The sequence below is a fragment of the Saccharopolyspora antimicrobica genome (assembly GCF_003635025.1).
Classification (GTDB): domain Bacteria; phylum Actinomycetota; class Actinomycetes; order Mycobacteriales; family Pseudonocardiaceae; genus Saccharopolyspora; species Saccharopolyspora antimicrobica.
In genome coordinates, this window is record NZ_RBXX01000002.1 from 8058277 (window position 1) to 8079004 (window position 20728).

A 20728-nucleotide genomic window follows, 5' to 3' on the forward strand; every position below is an offset into this window, starting at 1 on the left:
ATGGCCGACGCACCGAACAGCCGCTTCCTCGGCAAGTTCCGGGGTCGCGTGATGAACAACGCCGATCCGCTGGGCATCGGCCGGATCACCGCGCAGGTCCCCGACGTGCTCGGCGACCTGACCTCGACGTGGGCGCTGCCGTGCCTGCCGTTCACCGGGCGCGAGTCCGGGCAGTACGTGGTGCCGGAGATCGGCGCCGGGGTGTGGGTGGAGTTCGAGCAGGGCGATCCGAGCTTCCCGATCTGGACCGGCTGCTGGTACGGCGAGCGCGCCGAGCTGCCGCCCGACGCGCAGAAGGACGACCGGCCGGTGGTGATCCAGACGCCGGGCAACCACAAGGTGCTGATGTCGGACGCGCCCGGCGGCGACGGGATCCTGCTGCGCGCGCCCAACGGCGCCTACGTCCAGATCGACGAGAAGGGCGTGACCATCGGCACCGGCCAGGGCGCGTCCATCCAGCTCGTCGGCGACGAGGTCAACATCAACCAGGGGCGGCTGATCGTGCCCAGACGGCGATAGGGGAAGCCTTGACCGGACGCGGGAACTTCATCCACGCCTCCACCGCGCTGCACTGCCCGCACGGCGGGCCGGTCGTCACCGCATCCGCCGCCGCGGCGGTGCGCGTCGACGGGCAGCCGGTGCGCACCGCCGGGGACGTGTTCGCGGTGCGCGGGTGCCCGCACATCGCGCGCGGGCGGCCTGATCCGTGCCTGACGGTGCGGTGGAGCCCGCCGCGGGACGCGGTGCTGATCGACGGCGTGCCGGTGCTGCTGGATTCCACCGACGGGCAGTGCTTCGGGGCCGATCTGCTGCCGCGCGGTCGGCCGGTGGCGCGCACGGGCGGTCAGGAGGTGAGTTGCCGGTGAAGCGCACCGACATCGCCTTCCCCTACCGCATCGATCAGCGCGGGCGCACCGCGCGGGCCGGGCACGACGCGCACGTGCGGGATCTCCTGGAGCAGCTGCTGTTCACCAGCCCCGGCGAGCGGGTGATGCGCCCGGACTTCGGTTGCGGGCTGCTGGACGTGGTTTTCGCGCCGAACAGCCCGGAACTCACCGCGACGCTGGAACTCTCGGTGCACGCCGCGGTGCAGCGGTGGCTCGGTGAGCTCGTCGAGGTCGAGGCGCTGGACATCGTGGCCGACGAGGACACCGTGCGGGTGCGGATGCAGTACCGGGTGCGGGCCACCGGCAGCCGCCGGGACGAGGAGTTCGAGGGGCGGGGTGCGGCGTGAGCACCGATGCGGAACTGCGCTGCGGCGCCGACGGCAGGCGCGAGAAGGTGCGCGAGCACCGGTTCGGCGGGGTCGACGCCGTGGAGGCCGCCGACGACGGCCGCACGCTGGTGGTCACCTTCATCGGCAAGGCGCCGCACGGGGTGGGCCCGGAGAACGTGCGCATCGACGGCGGCAGGCGGATCACCGGCATCGAGGTGCTGCGGGTCGAGGTGGAGCGGGAGGAGGATCCCGAGCTCGACGACCTGATGCGCGTCACCCTCGACCGCACCGGCGACACCGCGCGCTACCGCCTCTCCATCGTCGCCGCCGACCCGCACGGGCGGCCGGGCACCGAGCCCTACCCCGGTTTCGACCAGCGGTACTTCAGCGCCGAGTTCACCTTCCGGCCCGGCGGGCCGACGCCGTTCGACTGCGCCGAGGAGCCCGGCTGCCCGCCGGAGGTCCGGCCCGCGCCGCTGATCGACTACACCGCGCGGGACTACGCCACGCTGCGGCAGCTGCTGCTGGACCGGCTCGCGCTGACCACCCCGGCCTGGACCGAGCGGCTGGCCCCCGATCTCGGCATGACGCTGGTCGAGCTGTTCGCGCACGCCGGTGACCAGCTCAGCTACCAGCAGGACGCGGTGGCCACCGAGGCCTACCTGGACACCGCGCGCCGCCGGGTGTCGGTGCGCAGGCACGTGCGGCTGATCGACTACGCCATGCACGACGGGTGCAACGCGCGGGCCTTCGTGGTAATCGGCACCGCCGAGGACCTGCTGCTGGAGCCGGGAACGTTCCGCTTCGCCGCCATCGACGCGCGGCCGCGCGGCCCGCACGACCCGCCGGAGCCGGGCCCGGTCGTCGACGAGCGCGAGCTGGGCCTGCTCGACGAGCAGGACTCGGTGGAGATCTTCGAACCGCTCTCCGGCGATCCGCTGCGGCTGCGCCGCGCGCACAACGAGATCCGCTTCTGGACCTGGGGCGATGAGTTCTGCCGGTTGCCGCGCGGAGCGACCGCGGCGACGTTGCGCGACGAGTGGGCCGGTGAGGGCCGTGCGCTGGACCTGCGGCCCGGTGACCTGCTGGTGCTGGAGGAGGTGCGGGGCGCGCGCAGCGGCACGCCCGGTGACGCCGATCCGGCGCACCGCCAGGCCGTGCGGCTGACCTCGGTGACACCGGGCGTCGACGAGCTGCTGGATCAGCCGGTGCTGGAGGTGACCTGGGCTCGCGAGGACGCGCTGACCTTCAGCCTGTGCCTGTCCACCGCGGGCGGTTTCGACTGCTCCCCGGTGCCGGATGTGAGCGTGGCGCGCGGCAACGTGGTGCTGGTCGATCACGGCCGCACCCAGCGCGATCCGGAGATCGCCACCGTGCCGCCGGAACCCGCGGTGCTGCCCAGCTGCGAGCCGGGCTTCGGCTGCCACGACCGCACCGACGGCAACGAGCCGGCCGAGCTCATCGGGGTGCTGATCGACAAGACGCGGCGCCGGTCGCTGGCGGTCAAGGACGTGCGGGAGCTGCACGCGGTGCTGGGCATCGCGGCGACCGAGCGGGCCGGGATCGGGCTGGAGAACGCCGGGCGGCGGCGCCAGCAGGTCGTGCCCGCGACCACGCACGCGCAGGCCGACGCCTTGCGGCGGCTGCTGGCCCAGTCGGTGTACCCGGGGATCAAACCGCGATTCCGCCCCGTTCTTCAGCGCTCCCCCGTCGCGCAGGCGGTGCCGTTCCCCGTGGCCGGGCACATCGCGGCTGGGCAGGCCGCACGGCTGGCGGCCATTCCCGGGCGGGTGCAGCAGCGGCTGGTCGAGTTGTGGCGGAGTGCGCGCGAGAACGGCCTCAACGAGGACGAGATCGATGAACTGACAACGCTTTTTAGCTCCCGTTACACCGAGCGCCTGCGCGTGCGCCCGGTGCCGGTGCTGCGGGAACTGCTGCACCTCAGCGATGAGCTGCTGGCAGCGAAGCGACGTCGTCTGGACGTGCTGATCGCGCGGGCACGAGCGGGCACGGTGCTCGGGTCCGACATCGCCTGGGAGATCGCCTGCAGCTGGGGCCTGCCCTACGCCGAAGGCCTGGAGCCTGCCGAACCGGTGCTGCACGGTCCGGCGACGGCAGTGGTGCAGGATCCGCGTGCCGCGCTGCCCGCCGTGCGCGTCTTCGACGGCGACGAGGTGTGGACGCCGCGCCGGGATCTGCTCCGCAGCGGGCCGCGCGACCGGCACTTCGTCGGCGAGCTCGACGACGACGGACGGCTGGTGCTGCGCTTCGGCGACGGCCGCTACGGCGCTGCACCGAAACCCGGTGCCCGGCTGGAGATCGGCTACCGCATCGGCGGTGGCGAGGCGGGCAACGTCGGCGCGGAGGCGATCAACCGGCTCGTGATCCGGTCCGGCCCGCTGCCCGCGGTGCAGGTGCGCAACCCGCTGCCCGCCGTCGGCGGCACCGAGCCCGAGCCGGTCGAGCAGGTCCGCCAGCTCGCGCCGCTGGACCTGCGGCGCACCCGGCTGCGCGCGGTGACGGCCGAGGACTACGCGGCGGTGGCCGGGGAACTTCGCGGCGTGCAGCGGGCCGCGGCGGAGCTGCGCTGGACCGGCAGCAGGCAGCAGGTGCACGTCGCGATCGACGCCGCGGGCGGCGGAGAACCCTCCCGCGAGCTCCTGGCCGAGGTCGGCGACCACCTGCGGCGCTACCGCCGCATCGGCCACCAACTGATCGTGCGGCCCGCGCAGCGGGTGCCGCTGGACCTCGCGCTGCGGGTGTGCGCGGAGCCGGGGCACCAGCGCGGGCAGATCATCACCGAGCTGCGGCGGGTGTTCGGCCGGCGCGGCTTCTTCCACCCGGACGCGCTGAGCTTCGGCGAACCGGTGCGGGTGAGCAGGCTGGTCGCGGCGGCCACCGCCGTGCCCGGGGTGACCGATGCGCGCGTCACCCGGCTGCGGCGGCTGTTCCACGGCGATGCCGGGGAGCTGGCCGACGGCCTGCTGCGGGTGCACGGCCTGGAGATCGCCTGCTGCGACAACGATCCCGAGCACCCGGAAAACGGCGTCCTCGCACTGGACTTCGGAGGTGAACGGTGAGCTGCACCTGCGGTTGCGGCGGTCACGACGAGCGCCACGCCCCGTCCCCGCCGCACAACCCACCCGGCCGCGCGGCCCTGGACTACCGCGTCGGCGAGCACGGCACGTTCCTGGCCGCGATGCTCGACCGGCTGGCTTCCCCGGCGAACCCGGCGCTGCGCGGGCTGACCGTGCGCACCACCGACGACCCGACCATCGGGCTGCTGGATGCCGCGGCCGTGCTCGGGGATCTGCTGACCTTCCACTCCGAGCGGATCGCCGACGAGGGCTACCGCGGCACCGCCGACGACGAACGCTCCCTGGCGCTGCTGGGCCGACTGGTCGGGCACGTGCCGCGGCCGGGCGTCGCCGCCGACACCTACCTCGCCTACACCGTCGAGCGGGATCCGCGCGGCGAGGACACGCCGGTGCTGATCCCGCGCGGGGCACGCAGCAACAGCGTGCCCAGCGCGACCGAGCACGACGCGCAGACCTTCGAGACCAGCGAGGACCTCACCGCGCACTGGGCGTGGAACCGGCTGCGGGTGCGGCGGCGCAGGCCCGCGCTGCTGACCCCGGAGGATCTGAAGCAGCGCTCGGAGCTTTTCGTGGCCGGTACCACGACATCGCTGCGCACCGGGCAGAAGCTGCTGTTCGACTTCGGCCGCACGCGGCTGCTGCTGCCGGTCGGTGACGTGCGCGTCGACCGCGAGGAGGACGTCACGGCGATCACCCTGCCGCAGTCACCGAAGCCCACGCTGGCCGAGTTGCGGGCCGAGATCCTCCAGTGGATCACCCCGGCTACGGGCGAGCCCAGCCCGGAGCACCCGAACCCGCGCCCGGTGAGCAAGCTGATCGAGGACTTCGACCTCCAGGTGCTGGCGCCCTTGCGCGCCGAGCTGCCGGGCATCACCTCCCCCGCGCAGTTCGCGCAGCGGCTCGCCGGGCCGCTGGAGCGGTTGGCCGAGGCGGAGGTGCTGGCCGATCCTCATCCGCAGGTCGCCGAGTGGTTCGGCCGGTTGCACGCGGTGCTCACCGAGTTGCGCGACCGCGCCGCCGACCTCGCACCGGTGGCGGTGCTGCAAGCCCGGTCGTCCCGCAGGCCGCCCGCGTCCCCGCAGGCTCCGCCGGAGCTGCTGGGCGAGCTGCTGGCCATGCAGGTCACCGCAACGCCGTTCGGCGCGACCGCGCCGCTGCAGCCGGTGCAGGACGACAACGGCCGGGTGGTGCGGCAGAGCGACTGGCCGCTGCCCGGCGGGACGCTCACCAGCGTGCGCATCGCCATGGACGCGGCAGGCAGGGAGCTGGTGCGCGCCGAGTTCCAGCGCACCGAGTCCGGTGGCGGCTGGCAGCACGTCGAGCAGCTGCCCGCCGAGGAGGTCTCCTTCGATCTCGGGCCCGGACGCGTCGAGCTGTCCAGCCGCAGGGAGACCACGCTCGGCAGGCTGGGCGTGCGCAACGGCCAGCCCCGGCCGGGCGTGGAGGTGCGGCTGCTGCCCGGGCTGCCCGCGTGCCGGCTGTTCATCTCCCGCCCGGACGACCAGAGGTCGGTGCACGTCAGCATCCACAACGGAGCGCCGCTGGAGCTGGACCTGGCGCCGCGGGAGGAGGCGGTCTCGCCGTTCGGGCCCTACCAGGTGACTGTGCGCTACACCGCCGGGAGCGAACCGGCCGGCGTCGAGATCGCGCTGTCCACCAGCCCGGACACCGACGGCCGCAACGTGCTGCCGCTGGACGGGGTGCACGAGGAGATCACCGCGGGCAGCAGGATCGTGATCGAGCGCCCGGCCAAGGGCAAGCCCGGCGGAGTACCCGGCGATCCCGCGCTGGCGTTCGTGGTCACGCACGTCATCGCGGTGCGCAGCACGTCCTACGCGCAGTACGGCATCACCGGCCGCGGCACGGTGCTGACGCTGGCCGATCCCTGGCTGGACGAGCACGACACGCAGCTCTCGCACATCCGCGACACCACGGTGCACGCCGCCGGTGAGCCGCTGCGTCCGGCCGACGAGCCGATCGACGAGGACGTGCACGGCAACACGATCGAACTCGCCGACCGCCACGACGCGTTGCGCCCCGGGCGGCGATTGATCGTGTCCGGCCCGCGCGCCGACCTGCCCGGGCACGCCACCGAGGCCGTGGTCATCGCCGAGGTCGAGGAGGTCCTGGACCCGCGGCTGCCGGGCGATCACCCGCACACCGAGCTGACGCTCACCGCCGACCTGCATCACCGCTACCGCCGGGATTCCGTCGTGGTGCACGGCAACGTCGTGCCCGCCACGCACGGCGAGAGCCGCGATGAGCCCATCGGCAGCGGCGATGCCGCGAAGACCCACCAGACCTTCGCGCTGTGGCAGTCGCCGCTGACCTGGTTGCCCGCCAACAACCCGCTCGGCGCCACGCCCACTCTGGAAGTGCGGGTCGACGGGCTGCTCTGGCACGAGGTGGACAGCCTCGCCGGGCGCGGCCCGGACGAGCGCGTGTACGTCACCGGCAGCGCCGCCGACGGGCGCACCACGGTGACCTTCGGCGACGGGGTGCACGGTACGCGGCTGCCCACCGGGCACGAGAACGTGCGGGCGCGCTACCGGTTCGGCACCGGCAAGGCCGCCAACGTCGGCGCGGATCGCATCACCCAGGCGGTCACCCGGCCGCTGGGCGTCACCGGCGTGACCAATCCGCTGCCCGCCACCGGTGGTGCGGACGGGGACGGGCCCGCGCAGACCCGCCGCACCGTCCCGCTGGCGGTCTCGGCGCTGGACCGGCTGGTGTCGGTGCGGGACTACGAGGACTTCTCCCGCTCCCGCTCCGGAGTGGGCCGGGCCTCGGCGCGGCTGGTGTTCGACGGCAGGCGCGAGATCCTGCACGTGACCGTCGCCGGCGTGGACGACATCCCGATCGGCACCGGGTCGGACCTGCTGAGCACGCTGCGGGCTTCGCTGCTGGCGTACGGCGATCCGCGGCTGCCGGTGCGGGTCGAGCCGCGGGAGCTGGTGCGGCTGGTGGTCGCGGCGAAGGTGGCGCTGCTGCCCGACCACTCGTGGGAGTGGGTGCACCCGCGGCTGCGCCGCGCATTGCTGACCGAACTCGGTTATCCCGGAAGGGAACTCGGTCGGCCCGCACACCTGTCGGAGGTGCTGGCCACCGCCCAGTCGGTGCCCGGCGTGTCCTATGTGGACGTCGACGTGTTCGGCGCGGGCCCGGGCGGCGTGGCCGCCACGGTGCCTGCCCGGCTCGCCGAGCACACCGAGGAGCGCTACCGCCTCAGCGAGCCCGAGACGCTGACCGGCATCGCCGCCCGGCACGGGATCACCACCGCCGATCTGCTGCGGCTCAACCCCGACATCACCGACACCCGGCCGCTGCCGTCCGGGCGGACGGTGTTCGTGCACCGCGGAGTCCGGCCCGCGCAGCTGGTGCTGCTGCAGGCCGACACGCTGACCCTCACGGAGGTGCGATGAGCAGGGATCCGGACGCGCTCGCGCGGCTGCTGCCGGAATGGCACCGGATGCGCGACGCCGAGCAGGGCGGGCCGCTGCGCGAGCTGCTCGGCATCGTCGGTGAGCAGCTGGACCTGGTGCGCGAGGCGATCGAGCAGCAGTACGACGACTGGTTCGTCGAGACCGCCGCCGAGTGGGTGCTGCCCTACCTCGGCGAACTGGTCGGCTACGACCGGCTGCCGGGCTACGAGAGGGTGTCGACCGCTGGCCTGCGCGACGGCGCTGATCCGGCGCAGGCGCGGCAGCGGCTGGCCGAGGCGCTGGCACCGCGCCGGGACGTGGCCGCCACCGTCGGAAACCGGCGGCGCAAGGGCACTCTCGCGCTGCTGGAGGAGCTGGCGGCCGGCACCGCGGGCTGGCCCGCGCGAGCCGTCGAGCTGTCCCGGCTGGTCGCCCACTCGCAACCGATCCGGTTGCTGGGCCCGCACGTCCGGCCGCACGGCGGGCTGGCGGACATGCGCGACGGCACCGCCCTGGACCTCGCGACCGGGCCGTTCAGCGACGTGGAGCGAACGGCGGACGTCCGGCGCGCCGACTCCCGCCGCCGCCCCGGCGGCCTCACCCCGGCCGGCGTGGGCGTGTTCGCGTGGCGGCTCAAGCCGTACTCGGTGACCAACGCGCCCGCGTACTGCATCGACCGCACCCACGGCCACTACACGTTCTCCGTGCTGAGCAACGACACCCCGCTGGTGACCAAGCCGGTGCCGGAGCCCTCGACCAGCCACCTCGCCACCATCGACAACGTGCCCGCACCGCTGCGCCGCAAGCAGGTGGCCGACCGGCTGGCCGACTACTACGGGCCGGGCAAGAGCTTCTGCCTGCACCTCGACGGGCCGGACCGGCCGGTACCGCCGTCGCGGATCGCGATCGCCGACCTCTCCGACTGGCGCTACCGGCCGCGCTACGGGCAGGTCGCCGTGGATCCGGTGCTGGGCCGCATCGCCTTCAGCACCCGCCAGGCGCCGCACCTCGGCGTGTCGGTGACCTACCACCACGCGTTCTCCACCGAGCTCGGCGGCGGCGAGTACCCGCGCGAGCCCGAGACCCCGCCCGCGGCGAAGGTCTACCGGGTCGGCCCTGACGAGCTGATCATGGACGCCTACCGGGCCTGGCGCGAGGAACCGCGCCGCCCCGAAGCCGTCATCGAGATCGCGCACAACGGCACCCACCAGGAACAGCTGGACTTCGAGCTCACCTCAGGCGACCGGTTGCAGATCCGCGGTGCCGAGGGCTACCGCCCGGTGCTGCGGCTGCCCGACACCCACAGCAACCGCCCCGACGCGCTGACCATCCAGGTACCGGCGCAAGCCGCCGGTGACCGGCCGCGGGTCGTCATGGACGGGCTGCTCATCACCGGCCGCGGCATCCGGGTCACCGGACCGCTGGAGGCACTGGTGCTGCGGCACTGCACGCTGGTGCCCGGCTGGTCGTTGCAGGACGACTGCGAACCGCAGTGGCCCGCCGAGCCGAGCCTGCTGCTGGAACGCACCACCGCCTGCGTGCAGATCGACCGCTGCGTCCTGGGCACCATCTCGGTGATCGGCGACGAGGTCAGCACCGATCCGCTGCCGATCCACATCCGCGACAGCATCGTCGACGCCACCGACCGCGAACTGCCCGCCCTGTCGGCGCCCGACTGCCGGCCCGCGCACGCAACGCTGCACGCGCACCGCAGCACGTTCTTCGGCGAAGTGCACACCCACGCGGTGCGCATCGCCGAGAACAGCATCGTCACCGGCAGCTTCCGGGTGGCGCGGCGCGGAATCGGCTGCCTGCGCCACACCTACGTCCCACCCGGCTCGCGCACTCCCCGCCGCTACCGCTGCCCGGCGGACCTGGCACCGGTGCGACCGGCGTTCGCCTCGCGCCGCTACGGCACACCGGACTACGCGCGGCTGACCGACGACTGCCCGGCCGAGATCCGGCGCGGCGCCGAGGACGGCTCCGAGCTCGGCGTGTTCCACGACCTCTACGAACCGCAGCGGGAGGACAACCTGCGAGCGCGTCTCGCGGAGTACAGCCCCGCCCGCTGCGACGTCGGCCTGATCTTCGCCTCCTGAAAGACATCCCAGGAGCTGACATGTCAAGCTGCGATGTTCTCGGCGTGGTGCGACCAGGCGGTCGTCTCGTCGTAGGGGGTGCTGGTTTTGAGGCAGCCGTGGAGGATGCCGACGAGTCGGTTGGCGAGTTGGCGCAGGGCGGCGTTGTGACCGGTGCCGCGGGCTTTCTGCCGGTCGTAGTAGGCGCGGGCGCCTGGCGAGTGCAGCAACGCGCTTTGCGCCTGAGCCATCAGGGCGTCGATGAGCCGGTCGTTGTGCACGAACCGGGCCAGGGCGACCTTCTTTCTGCCGGAGGCGCGGGTGATCGGGGAGGTGCCCGCGTAATTTTTGCGGGCTTTGGCGGTGGCGTAGCGGTCGGGGTCGTCGCCGAACTCTGCGAGCACCCGGGCGCCGAGCACCGGTCCCAGACCGGGCTGGGAGGCGATGATCTCAGCGGCCGGGTGCTGCCCAAAATGGGCCTCGACCTGCCCTTGCAGGGTCTTGACCTGAGTGTTCAACACGGTCAGGACCGCGATCAGCGCCTGGATGGAGGAGGCGTAGGCGGCGGCGACGACCTCGGGCTGACCGAGCTGGTCGGAGCGCAACGTGGCCTGGATCGCCGCCGCTTTCTCCGCGATATTGCGGCGGCGCGCTCGTTTCAGCGCGCCGTTGATCTGGGCGACCGTCAGCCGGGCGGCTTGTTCCGGGGTGGGGGCTTTGGCCAGCAGTTCCAGGGTGTCGGCGGCGTCCAGGTCGTCGAACGCTTCCAGCGCGGCGGGGAAGTAGTCACGCAGCGCGTGCCGCAGCCGCTGAGTGTGGCGGGTCCGTTCCCAGATCAGCGTTTTGTGGGTGCGGGCCACTACCTTGACCGCCTCGGCCTGGTCGGAGTCACCGGCGACCGGCCGCAGCTCGTGGGCATGCGTGCGAACCATGTCCGCGAGCACGTGGGCGTCGCCGGCGTCGCTTTTCGCGCCCGACACCCCCAGCCGGTCACGGAACCTCGCGGCCTGCAACGGGTTGACCGCCATCACCGTGTACCCGGCGGCGACCAGCGCCGCCACCCACGGCCCCCGGTCAGTCTCGATCCCGACCAGCACCTCCGCATCCTCAGCGTCCTCACCGAATTGAGCACCGATCATCGTGTGCAAACGGGCCATGCCCGCCACACCCTCGGGCAGGCGGGCCTTGGCCAACCGGCGACCGGCGTTGTCCATCAGCTCGACGTCGTGATGCTCCTCAGCCCAGTCATCCCCTACGAACAGTCGCAACGATCCTCCCGCTCTCGATCACCATGCGCAGCCGGCGGGAGAACCATCAGCGACCTAATCAAGCAGTGCTCACACCACGGGTGGGCACGACATCCCAGCAGCGATCAACTCTCCCGACCCACCGGCAGGGGCACGGTCTTTCAGCAGGACTCACACGTCCAGGACCTACGAGTGCTCACCTACCGGTCGGCTACCAACCAGGAGTGTGCCCGACGGCTCACTCCCAGAACTGATTAGGACGTGCCATGCACGCAGACTTGTCCCGGATCACCTTCCACCCGGAGCGCGGCTACTCGGCGGTGATCGCCCAGCAGGGCCGGGTCCAGGTCGACGCCGACATCAACGAGCAGGTCCTCAACCAGCTCTACCAGCACCGGATCGCGCTCGTCGACCTGATCGGCCAGCACGGCGGCCCGGCCGCCTCCGCCGGGTTCAAGATCGAGCGACTGGCCGGGAGGCACGGCCTGGACGACCTGTCCATCGGGCCGGGCCGCTACTACGTCGGCGGCGTCCTCTGCGACGCGCACCGCCCTGATCCGGGGATTCCTGTTCCGGATGAGGGCGAGCCCGCACCACCGGACCCGCCGGGGCCCTGGACGTACTGGGACCAGCCCGACGGGTTCCGCGACCCGGAGCTCCCCGGTGACCGGCTGCCCGCCGAGGCGCCGTACCTGGTGTACCTGAGGGTGTGGGAGCGGCTGGTCACCGCCGCCGAGGACCCGGAACTGCGGGAAGTCGCGCTGGGTGCGGACACCTCGGCGCGGATCAAGGTGGTCTGGCAGGTGCTCGCGCTGCCGAGCTCGGAGCTCCAGGTGCGCAACGCCGACGCACCGATCGGCGCGGTGGAGCAGTCCTTCGACGAGTGGGTGCGCGGACGCACCGAGAACCCGGCCCGCCTCGCCGTCCGCGCGCAGCGCCCCGACGACGCCGACGAACCGTGCGTGCTTCGGCCCGATGCGCGCTACCGCGGACTCGAGAACCAGCTCTACCGCGTGGAGATCCACGACGGCGGCCCCGCGGCGGAGGCGACTTTCAAGTGGTCGCGGGAGAACGGCTCCGTGGTGTTCCCCGTCGACGACGTCGACGGCACGTGGGTGGATCTAGCGTCGCTCGGCGGTGACACCAAGCTCGACCTCGACGTCGGCGACTTCGTCGAGTTCCTCGACACCGCTCTCATCAGCCGCCGGGAACCGCGCCCGCTGCTGCGCGTCGAGGAGCTCGACCTGCCGGAGCGGCGGGTGCGGCTGTCCGCGGAACCGGCCGTCCCGCACCGCCCGGAGCTGCACCCGTTCCTGCGCCGCTGGGACCACCGCGGCTCCCGGGGTGGAGCGGTTCCGGTCGAAGAGGGCCGCTGGATCCCGGTCGAGGACGGCGTGGAGATCTTCTTCCACCGCGCCGAATCCGAGTACCGCAGCGGTGACCACTGGATCGTGCCCGCCCGCACCGCCACCGGCGACGTGGAGTGGCCCACCGACCCGGCCGGGCGCCCGCTGCTGCGGCCACCGCTCGGCGTCGTGGAGCACTACGCGCCGCTGGCCTGGGTGACCGGTGATCAGGTCGTCGACATGCGGCTCACCTTCGGCATGACCTGATCACGGGTAGGGATGCGGTCGTTGGTTGCTGAATCCGCCGTAGGCCTCGAAGCGGGGATGCCGCAGGGGCGGCGCGCCGGGCAGCGAGAGCAGCAGCACGTCCGGTGACCACACCCGGGTGGCGTGGAAACCGAGCTGGTGGACGTCGGGAGTCGTGAGATCCGCGTGCAGCAGCTGTTTCCCGGTGTCGCGGAACGCGGCGACCAGTCGCCGCGCGGCGCTGCTCGGGTCGGTGGTGGTGTCGGCGGGCAGGTCGGAGGCCTGCGAGGCGGTGCAGTTCGCGAACCGCTGCTCGACCACCCGGGCGTTGACCGGGTCCGAGTAGTGCGCGATGTTGCTGTCGAGGTCGAAGAAACCGTCGCCCGGTTCGGCGCGGCCGTCCTGCCACGTGCCCAGGGCGACCATCGCCGATGCTTCGACGAGCGCCTTGTACATCGCTGCGGTCAGCTTGCCGTCCGTGCCGAGCCCCAGCACGATCGCCGGGCCGTGCCCCTCGCGCCCGCGGACGAGGCAGACGACGGTGAAGCCGGGCAGGTCGGGACTGGGCAGGAGGTGGAACTCCGGGTCGGGGAACCGCGGGCTCCAGTGCTCCTCCACGAGATGGCGCAGGGCTCGCGTCCGCCCGTCCCAGCCGATCCGGACGGAGGGCACCGCGGTGTGCCAGTGCCCCATCACGGTGTCCAGCTGGACGAGCTCCTGAAGCGCGTTGAGCAGCGCTTTGACCGGATCGGTGTGGACCGCCGTGCCGGTCGTCACCGCGCTCTGGACGTACGGTTCCTGGTCACGGATCTGGTAGCCGACCAGCAGCAGTTGTGCGGGTACCAGCACGTCCTCGCCGCCGACCAGCGACGTCATCCGCATCCAGCTCATCGGCGCGTTCGGGTCGAACCGATCGAAGGGGAAGTCCGGCTCGGCGAACTGGAGCTCGGCGTAGACGTCCAGCGCTGTCGTGTCGGCGACCGGCTCACCGCTGGCCACCAGATCGCTGCGGGCGGCGAAGACGAAGTTCTCGCGGTGGTGCGCGGGAAACGCGAAGTGCGAGTAGCGCTCGACCGACTCGGCGATGGTGCGGATCCGGGTGTCATCGACATCGGGACCGCAGGCGCCGACGTGCAACGAGCCCGGCCTGACCGGCGGCGCACCGACGAGCTGGTGGAGGCCCTGGGGCTCGGTCGCGGTGAGCGCGAAGCGCAGTCCGTACCGCCGGCGGAAGGTGGTGCCGAGGTTGGGCACCAGCCCGCAGACCGGGCTCACCGCGCGTCGGGCGAGATCGTCGGCCTGGGCCCCTTTCGGCAGGGTGCGGTGCGCGAGCGCCATGTCAGTCCTGCTCATCGAGCCACGCCTTCACGTCGAAGTACAGCGACGTCTCCTCCTGCTGCGGGACGGGCGCGCAGACGCGGCAGCCGGGCAGCGCGAGCACCTCGTTGACCGCGATCTCCCACGTCGGCAGGTGCAGGCCGAGCGACTTGCCCGCGGTGAAGCTGGAGCCGGTGCGGGCGAAGTTGATGACTTCCAGGGCCAGGTAGGACGTGAGCAGCCCGGTCACCGCGGGCAGCAGCGGTGGTCGGCCTCCGTTCGCCGCGGCGCGTGCCAGGGCGCGCTTGTAGCGGAGGTAGCCGTCGGCATTGGTCAGTCCCATCAGGACTCGGGTCTCGAAGCAGGCGTAGCAGGCGGTGGCCCCCGGCAGGAAAGTCGGCCCCACGTGCAGGAACGGCCCGTCGATCACCCCGTGGATCCACGGGATCCGCAGGTGCAGGGCGATCCGGTTCAGCAGGTCCAAGCGCACCGGGTCGATGCGGGTGTCGGCCCAGACCAGCAGCGATCCCCGCCAGTGCGCGAGCAGCTCCAGCCGCTCGCGCATGCTCAACGGGTGATCGGCCCAGCTGGTGTCGGGGTCGTCGAGCAGCTGCTGCCCGGCTGCGGTTTCCAGCACGGCGAGTGCTGGATCGCTGCTGGTCAGCATCCCGTTCAGCTGCTCGACGAGGTCACCGCTGCCCAGCAGCCGCACCGGCGGCGGCTCGGGTGGAGCGGCCGGGCGCAGCACGTGGGCGTAGTCGTCGAGGTAGTGGTCCAGCGCGGATTGCGGGGTGTCCTCGATGGCGTCGAGATCTCGCAGGTAGGCCACCAGCTGGTCGACCTCCGCGCGGCTGGTCCCCGCGTTGTCGGCGAGGTCGTCCAGCGCCGTCCCGTCCAAGCCGTTGATCAGGCTGAACAGCCGTCCCGATGCGGACTGGTCGCGGATGGTGTGCGAGAGCGAGTTCCACACGCCCGACCGCAGTTCCACCTCGTCGGGGCTGTGCGGGATGATCGAGAAGGACCGCTTGAGGCGGGGAGCACCGGTGAGGTGCATGTGCCGTACTCCAATCACGCTTCGTCGGGGCGGCCGATGAGCACCGTGTGCAGGAGGGTTCGGTAGAGACCGTCCAGCCCGAGCGCCCGGTTCGCCGGTTCGTCGTAGAAACCGGCCCAGTCCGTGCTGGCCAGCCCGAGGGCGTTCGCCGCGAGGTGGAGGTGCTCGGACATCGCACCGGCCTCGTGCAGCACGAAGCGCAGCCCTCGGGCGCCGTACTTGCGCATGGACCGCCACGGCCGCCCCACCAGGAGCGCGATGCAAGCGGCGTCGCGCGCGGGCAGGTTCTCGCCGAACTCCCCCAGGCCTTCCGAGAGCAACGCCTGAACCGCGGTGGTATCGCCGTAGCGGTCGAACGCATCCGGCTTGGGTGCGAATCGGTAGGCACCGCGGTCCAGTCCGGCCACCCGGATCGCGACGATGTGCAGCTCCACCGGGAAAAGCCCACCGGCGCTGGGCACCGCGCGCCCCGGAACGCGCCGGGTGCTGTCGGCCGGATGCGTGCAGCCGCCCGCAGCGCGCACCAACGTGGCGATCTCCGCGCGGTCGACGGGTTCTCGGCTGAACGACCGGGCGCTGGTGCGCCGCTGGATGAGCTCGTCCAAGCTGCGGTCCAGCGGCAACGACGCGGGCAGGTCGACCCGGTCCGCGTCCGGCACCGATTCCGCGTCGGTCCGGGCGATCAGGGACGTGAACGCCTCGTCGAGGTAGTCGGCCACCGAGTTCGCGGTTTCCCGGTCGTGCCGGTGCGACCGCGAGGCGAGCAGGAATTCTTCGGCCGGCCGGGCCTGTTCGCCGAACCCGAGGTGGGAGTGCCGAACCTGATTGGGCCGGTAGGCCGTCGAATTGAACCACGGCGTTGCCGCGGAAAGGGAATTGGCGTGCAGCGCCAGCGGGACAAGTTCGTTCTCGACCGCCACGACTACCCCGTTCTCAGCCGGACTGGGAGGTTACCGTTGCGCCCCGGGCGGGAGAACGCTCGCACCCGGGGCATTCCAGCGACTTCCCTACTTCTTCACCCGTGCCGGACGGGCAGCGGCGGAAGAGCTGGAGGCGCAACCCGCGGCCGCCATCGCCGGCGTCCGGTCCTGGCCGCTGCGCGCAGCACTGCGGTTCTCCCTCGTGGACGAGACCTGGAGCTTCATACGAACCACCCTCGCATTCTCGGATCGGCCGGTTGATCGGCCGCCGCGATACTAGCCACGGGATTCCACGCCAAGACTCACGTGCAAGATCAACTACCCGTCAGAATGAAAAACCTCCCTCGGGCAGGGACACTCTTGCGGGAGAACGTGCGATCGGATTCGATTAACGCGCGGTTCGGTCGCGGAATTGCCCGGCTCAGGCGGAGTTCTGCCGCCGCCGGTGGGTGAGCGCGCGGCGGGCGAGGCCGTCGAGGAGGTAGCCGAGCACGCCGATGACCAGGATGACAGCCATCATCTGGTCGTAGGCCAGCTGGTCGCGGGCGTTGAGGATCTGGTAGCCGAGCCCGGAATCGACGCCGAGCATCTCCGCCGGGACGAGCACCACCCAGGCGATGCCGAGCGCGACCCGCACACCGGTGAGGACGTGGCCCCGGGTCGCGGGCAGCACGACGCTGGTCAGCACCTCGGTCCTCGTCGCGCCGAGCGAGCGGGCCACGAGCCGGTGCCCCGGGTCGACGGCGTGCACGCCCGCTGCGGTGTTGAGCACGATCGGCCACAGCGCCGCGGCCGCCACGAGGAAGATCACCGGCCGGTGCCCGATGCCGAACAGCGCGACGGCCACCGGTGCCCACGACAACGGCGAAACCATGCGCAGGAACTGGAAGACCGGGCGCGTGGCGCGCTCCAGCGCGACCAGCGAACCGACGGCGAAGCCGAGCGGCACGCCGATCGCAGCGGCGATCAGCAGCCCGGCGAGCAGCCGCCACAGGCTCGCCGCGATGTCGCCGAACAGCACGCCGCGCTGGGCCAGGTCGGCGATCGCGGGAACGGCGTGCTGCGGTGCGAAGGAGTTCAGCAGCCTGTCCTCACCGGCCAGCACGGTGGTGAGGAACCACCACAGCAGGACGGCGACTGCGATCGCGGCGGTCGGCGCGATCCAGCGGGCGCGGGAGCGCGGCGGTGAGATGGTCACGCCGGGTTCACCTCTTCGGTGCGGTGGAGGTCGTGGGGCAGCCCGAACGTGGCGGGGCCGCCGAGCCGGTCGAGCGACCTGCGCACGAAGCGGTCGTCGACGAGCTGGCCGTGGGCGAGATGCGGGTCGATCCGCTGCAGGAAAGCGGTATCGCCGTCGACCACGGTGCCGTGCATCGCCCGGATCAGGCCGGCGGTGTAGCTGGGGAACGGGAAGGGCTGGAACCCGATCCGCTGGCCGGACCACTCCGGGTGGTGCAGGCCCGATCCGTCGTAGGTCAGCGCCCTGGTGATCGCGGGCAGCGGCTGCGGCAGGTAGCGGTCGCCGGAGAGCACGCCCGCCGCGCGCCCGCGGTCGTGCTCGATGCTGCGCTGGGCCAGCGCGACGGAGTCGACCAGCGCCTGCACCCGCCACGGGTCGCTGTCCAGGAGGTCCTGGTGGGCCAGCACGACGCAGCACGCGTGATCGCGCCACACGTCGCCGATGAAGCGGTGGATGCGCCCGATCTTCTTGATCTCCGCGACGGCGTTGAACGGGTCGGCGACGACGTAGCCGCCGATGGATCCGCTGTCCAGCGCGGGCACCATGTCGGCCGGGCTCATCACCACCAGCTCCACGGTTCCCGCCGCGGCGGAAGGCTCCTCGCGCACCACCGGCCGCAATCCGGCGCGCCGGAGCACCTCCTGCAGGACGATGTTGTGGATCGACCACCAGTACGGGATCGAGACCCGCCGTCCGGCGAGCTCGTCGAGCGAGCGGATGTCACGCCGCACCGTAAGCGAGGAGCCGTTGGTGTGGTTCCAGGCCAGGATGCGGACCTGCTCGCCCAGCGAGTACCGCAGCTGCACGGCGAAGGGCATCAGCAGGTGGACGACGTCGACCTGCCTGCTCAGGAACGCCTCGGCCAGCGACGCCCAGCTGCGGAACAGCACCGGGCGCTCGACACCGGCGCCCGTCGCGTCGAAGATCCCGCTGCCGTGCGCAACCAGCAGCGGCGCGGCATCTGTGATCGGCAGGTACCCGACGCGGAGCCGATCGCTCGGGGCAACCGTGCGGCGGGTGGCGTGCGCGGCCAGATCGGCGATGCCCACCAAGCCGCCGAGCGCGCCGAGCGCCGCACCGCCGCGCAGCAGCGTGCGGCGGTTCACGACACGCCCGCCTTCGGGCTGGTTCCGTAGTGCGCCAGCAGTTCCCGGCGGAGCGCGCCGTTGTCGGCGCTGTTCTCCCAGACGCGGCCGATCGCGCCCGACCCGTCGAGCAGCGCGATGCGATCGCCGACCAGCAGCGCCTCGTCCACGTCGTGCGTGACGAGCACCGTGGTCAGCTCCAGTTCTTCGGTGGTGCTGCGCAGCCACCGCTGGAGATCGCCCCTGGTGCCCGGGTCGAGCGCGCTGAACGGCTCGTCGAGCAGCAGCAGCCGCGGGCGGATCGCGGCGGCGCGGGCGATCGCGACGCGTTGCGCTTGGCCGCCGGAGAGCTGGTCGGGATAGGAGTCGGCGAGATCGGCCAGCCCGAACCGGGCCAGCAGCCGATCCGCCCGGTCGGCCTCGAAACGTGCTCTGTTGGCGCGGTAGCCGCCGCCCAGGCGCACGTTGTCCCGGACGGTCAGCCACGGCATCAGCAGCGGCTGCTGGAACACCACGCCGGTGGGCGGTCGGCCACCGGCGTCGTCGCCCCACTCGACGGTTCCGGCGTCGAGCTGCTCCAGACCCGCGAGCGCCCGCAGCAACGTCGACTTGCCGCCACCGCTGGGGCCCACGACCACGAGGAACTCGCCGTCGGTCACCTCCAGGTCGAGGTCGTGGAAGAGCCTGCGCGGCCCGTAGGTCTTGCCCGCGCCGGTCACGCGGACCGCGAGAGTTCCCACCTCAACTGCCCTTCGGTCGGAGCCTGCACGGGGAGGAACGCCGCTTCGCGCAGCCGCCGGCTGGTCGCGCTTCCCGCGACGTAACCGGCGCCGCCGCTGATCGCGGCCTCCAGCCGGGTGGCGTCCCCGGCGACCCGCGCCGCGTCGAGCCGCAGCTGCAGCAGCTCGCGGTCGCTGGCCCGCTGCGGGTCGCGGGCGTGCTCGAAGAGCCGCCGCCGCACGGACTCGTGCTTGCCGTCCACGTCGGCGAGATCCGGGCCGAACTCCGCGTTGAGCCCGGTGAGCCGCTTCCTGGACTGCTCCCGGGACACTCCGGCCAGCCCGCTGCAGAAGGCGCTCTGCACCAGCAGGAACGTCGGCCGGAAGGAGCGGACGAAGCCGGTCAGGTCCTCGCTGAGCACCGCGTCGGCGGGGATCTCCACGCCGTCGAGGCTGATCGAGGAGGACGCGGTGGAGCCCAGCGCCAGCAGCTCCGGCGCGGTGTGCACCGTCACGCCCGGATCGCCGGTCCGCAGCTGCACGACCACGCCGCTGCCGTCGTCGAACCGGGCCGGGACGACCACGAGCGCCTCGTCGAAGAGGTTCGAGGCCCACCGGATCGGCCCGTCCAGCCGGACGCCGCCCGCGGTGCGCGTGGCGATCACGGGTACCGGTTCGAGCCCGGCCACGTGCCGCATCGCCGGTGCCATCGCCGTCGCGCCGATGACCGTTCCCGCTGCCAGCGCGGGAAGTTCCCGCGCGGCCGCCGGTCGATCGCTGCTGCGGCTGAGGTATTCGATCACCATGCGCTGCGCCCACAGGGCGAACCCGGAGCTCAGGCAGCCAGCCGCGACGTCCTCCACGACCAGCAGCATGGTGGCCAGCCGGTCGTCGGCGTTGTCGGGCGCGCCCAGGTCGAGCAGCCCGAGTTCGCCGAGCAGCCGCAGGCCCGGCCGGATGTCGCAGTCACCGCGGTCCACTTCGGACGCTTTCCGGGCGAAGAACTCCAGCACCTCCTGCCGGCCGGGGTAGTCGGGCGAGGTGTCCGGTGTGGACGGATCGGTGCTCATCACTCGCTCCGCTCCAGAGCGTGCAGCCGGTCGATCGGGGTGTTGACGACTTCGCGCGCCTTGCGGACGACTCCCTCGTCCGGCGCGTCGTACAGGCACAGGCACTTGACCATGTCCTCGCGGACGTAGGTCCGCAGGAAGCTGACCTCGGGAACCTCGGCGTACTTCGGCGCGTTGGCCTTCTTCCGGCCCAGGTAGGTGTCCATGTCCAGGTCGGCGGGGAAGTCCCACTCGACAAGGTAGCCGGCCTTCGGCCGGGCGGCCTTGATCTCGGCCAGCTCCGCCCCGACCAGCCGGACCTGGTCCGGCCCCGCCACCTCGGCCGCTCCGGTCAGCCGCTCGGCGGTGAGGACGGTGGCCAGGTCCGCGACGTCCGCCGCTTCGACGACGACGAAGACCTGGTCGTGCGAGCCGGTGACCTGCGATTCGATGATCTCGCCACCGACCGACGATGCGGCTTCGCCGATCTCGCGCAGCAGCGCCTCGATCCCGTCGCGGCCGGCATCGGCGGGCACGATCTCGTAAAGGAACAGCGACATGGTTCTTCCCTCCGGAAGGGGGTGCGGGCGAACACCGCACGACGGCGTGCGGTGCGTGAGCGGCGAAAGGGCCGCGAGAGTGCGCCGGTCGACGACCGGGACGAGGAGATTCAGCCGATCCGGCTGATGAG

Annotated in this window: 16 protein-coding genes; 7 read left to right on the forward strand and 9 right to left on the reverse strand. The window is 72.3% G+C overall.

Going from position 1 to position 20728, the window contains the following annotated elements; translation table 11 throughout:
- Genes ATL45_RS37955 through ATL45_RS37980 form a run of 6 tightly spaced genes read left to right on the forward strand, consistent with a single transcriptional unit; the run spans nt 1 to nt 9835 of the window.
- Nucleotides 1-519, forward strand: a complete 519-nt coding sequence (locus tag ATL45_RS37955; RefSeq protein ID WP_093160953.1) for a phage baseplate assembly protein V — start codon at nt 1-3, stop codon at nt 517-519.
- 8 nt (nt 520-527) lie between these two features.
- Nucleotides 528-866, forward strand: coding sequence for a hypothetical protein (locus tag ATL45_RS37960; protein ID WP_211841390.1), 339 nt, complete (start codon nt 528-530; stop codon nt 864-866).
- The gene (locus tag ATL45_RS37965) at nt 863-1234 is read left to right on the forward strand and encodes a GPW/gp25 family protein (RefSeq protein ID WP_093160971.1); all 372 of its coding nucleotides are present in this window, start codon (nt 863-865) and stop codon (nt 1232-1234) included. The genes ATL45_RS37960 and ATL45_RS37965 overlap by 4 nt, the downstream gene beginning before the upstream one ends.
- Entirely contained in the window at nt 1231-4296 is a 3066-nt protein-coding gene (locus ATL45_RS37970) for a putative baseplate assembly protein (RefSeq protein ID WP_211841391.1), read from the forward strand. The genes ATL45_RS37965 and ATL45_RS37970 overlap by 4 nt, the downstream gene beginning before the upstream one ends.
- The gene (locus ATL45_RS37975) at nt 4293-7736 is read left to right on the forward strand and encodes a putative baseplate assembly protein (protein WP_093160956.1); all 3444 of its coding nucleotides are present in this window, start codon (nt 4293-4295) and stop codon (nt 7734-7736) included. Before ATL45_RS37970 ends, ATL45_RS37975 begins: the two co-directional genes overlap by 4 nt.
- Nucleotides 7733-9835, forward strand: coding sequence for a hypothetical protein (locus tag ATL45_RS37980; protein WP_093160959.1), 2103 nt, complete (start codon nt 7733-7735; stop codon nt 9833-9835). Before ATL45_RS37975 ends, ATL45_RS37980 begins: the two co-directional genes overlap by 4 nt.
- 23 nt (nt 9836-9858) lie before the next feature.
- Here ATL45_RS37980 and ATL45_RS37985 read toward each other — a convergent pair whose 3' ends face one another.
- Nucleotides 9859-11076 (reverse strand): IS110 family RNA-guided transposase, encoded by a 1218-nt coding sequence (locus ATL45_RS37985; RefSeq protein WP_256258552.1) that lies wholly within the window; start codon nt 11074-11076, stop codon nt 9859-9861.
- Between the two features lie 251 nt (nt 11077-11327).
- Between ATL45_RS37985 and ATL45_RS37990 the strand changes: the two genes are divergently transcribed.
- Nucleotides 11328-12674 (forward strand): DUF6519 domain-containing protein, encoded by a 1347-nt coding sequence (locus tag ATL45_RS37990; protein ID WP_093156905.1) that lies wholly within the window; start codon nt 11328-11330, stop codon nt 12672-12674.
- On the opposite strand, the gene ATL45_RS37995 is transcribed toward ATL45_RS37990, so the two are convergent.
- The 8 genes from ATL45_RS37995 to ATL45_RS38030 form a co-directional block, all read right to left on the reverse strand.
- Entirely contained in the window at nt 12675-14006 is a 1332-nt protein-coding gene (locus tag ATL45_RS37995) for a YcaO-like family protein (protein WP_093156907.1), read from the reverse strand.
- Complete coding sequence (locus ATL45_RS38000; RefSeq protein ID WP_093156908.1) at nt 13993-15024, reverse strand: TOMM precursor leader peptide-binding protein; 1032 nt, start codon at nt 15022-15024, stop codon at nt 13993-13995. The genes ATL45_RS37995 and ATL45_RS38000 overlap by 14 nt, the downstream gene beginning before the upstream one ends.
- Before the next feature lie 14 nt (nt 15025-15038).
- Nucleotides 15039-15944: a SagB/ThcOx family dehydrogenase gene (locus ATL45_RS38005; RefSeq protein ID WP_093156910.1), complete on the reverse strand. Its 906-nt coding sequence runs from the start codon at nt 15942-15944 to the stop codon at nt 15039-15041.
- A 421-nt stretch (nt 15945-16365) separates the two neighbouring features.
- Nucleotides 16366-17142, reverse strand: a complete 777-nt coding sequence (locus tag ATL45_RS38010; RefSeq protein WP_177242044.1) for an ABC transporter permease — start codon at nt 17140-17142, stop codon at nt 16366-16368.
- On the reverse strand, nt 17139-18290 hold the full coding sequence (locus tag ATL45_RS38015; protein WP_093156911.1) for an ABC transporter substrate-binding protein: 1152 nt from the start codon (nt 18288-18290) through the stop codon (nt 17139-17141). Before ATL45_RS38015 ends, ATL45_RS38010 begins: the two co-directional genes overlap by 4 nt.
- Entirely contained in the window at nt 18287-19009 is a 723-nt protein-coding gene (locus ATL45_RS38020) for an ABC transporter ATP-binding protein (protein ID WP_093156913.1), read from the reverse strand. The genes ATL45_RS38015 and ATL45_RS38020 overlap by 4 nt, the downstream gene beginning before the upstream one ends.
- Entirely contained in the window at nt 18985-20058 is a 1074-nt protein-coding gene (locus tag ATL45_RS38025) for an acyl-CoA dehydrogenase family protein (protein WP_093156914.1), read from the reverse strand. The genes ATL45_RS38020 and ATL45_RS38025 overlap by 25 nt, the downstream gene beginning before the upstream one ends.
- Nucleotides 20058-20597: a DUF4242 domain-containing protein gene (locus tag ATL45_RS38030; RefSeq protein ID WP_093156915.1), complete on the reverse strand. Its 540-nt coding sequence runs from the start codon at nt 20595-20597 to the stop codon at nt 20058-20060. The genes ATL45_RS38025 and ATL45_RS38030 overlap by 1 nt, the downstream gene beginning before the upstream one ends.
- Nucleotides 20598-20728: the final 131 nt, after the last annotated feature.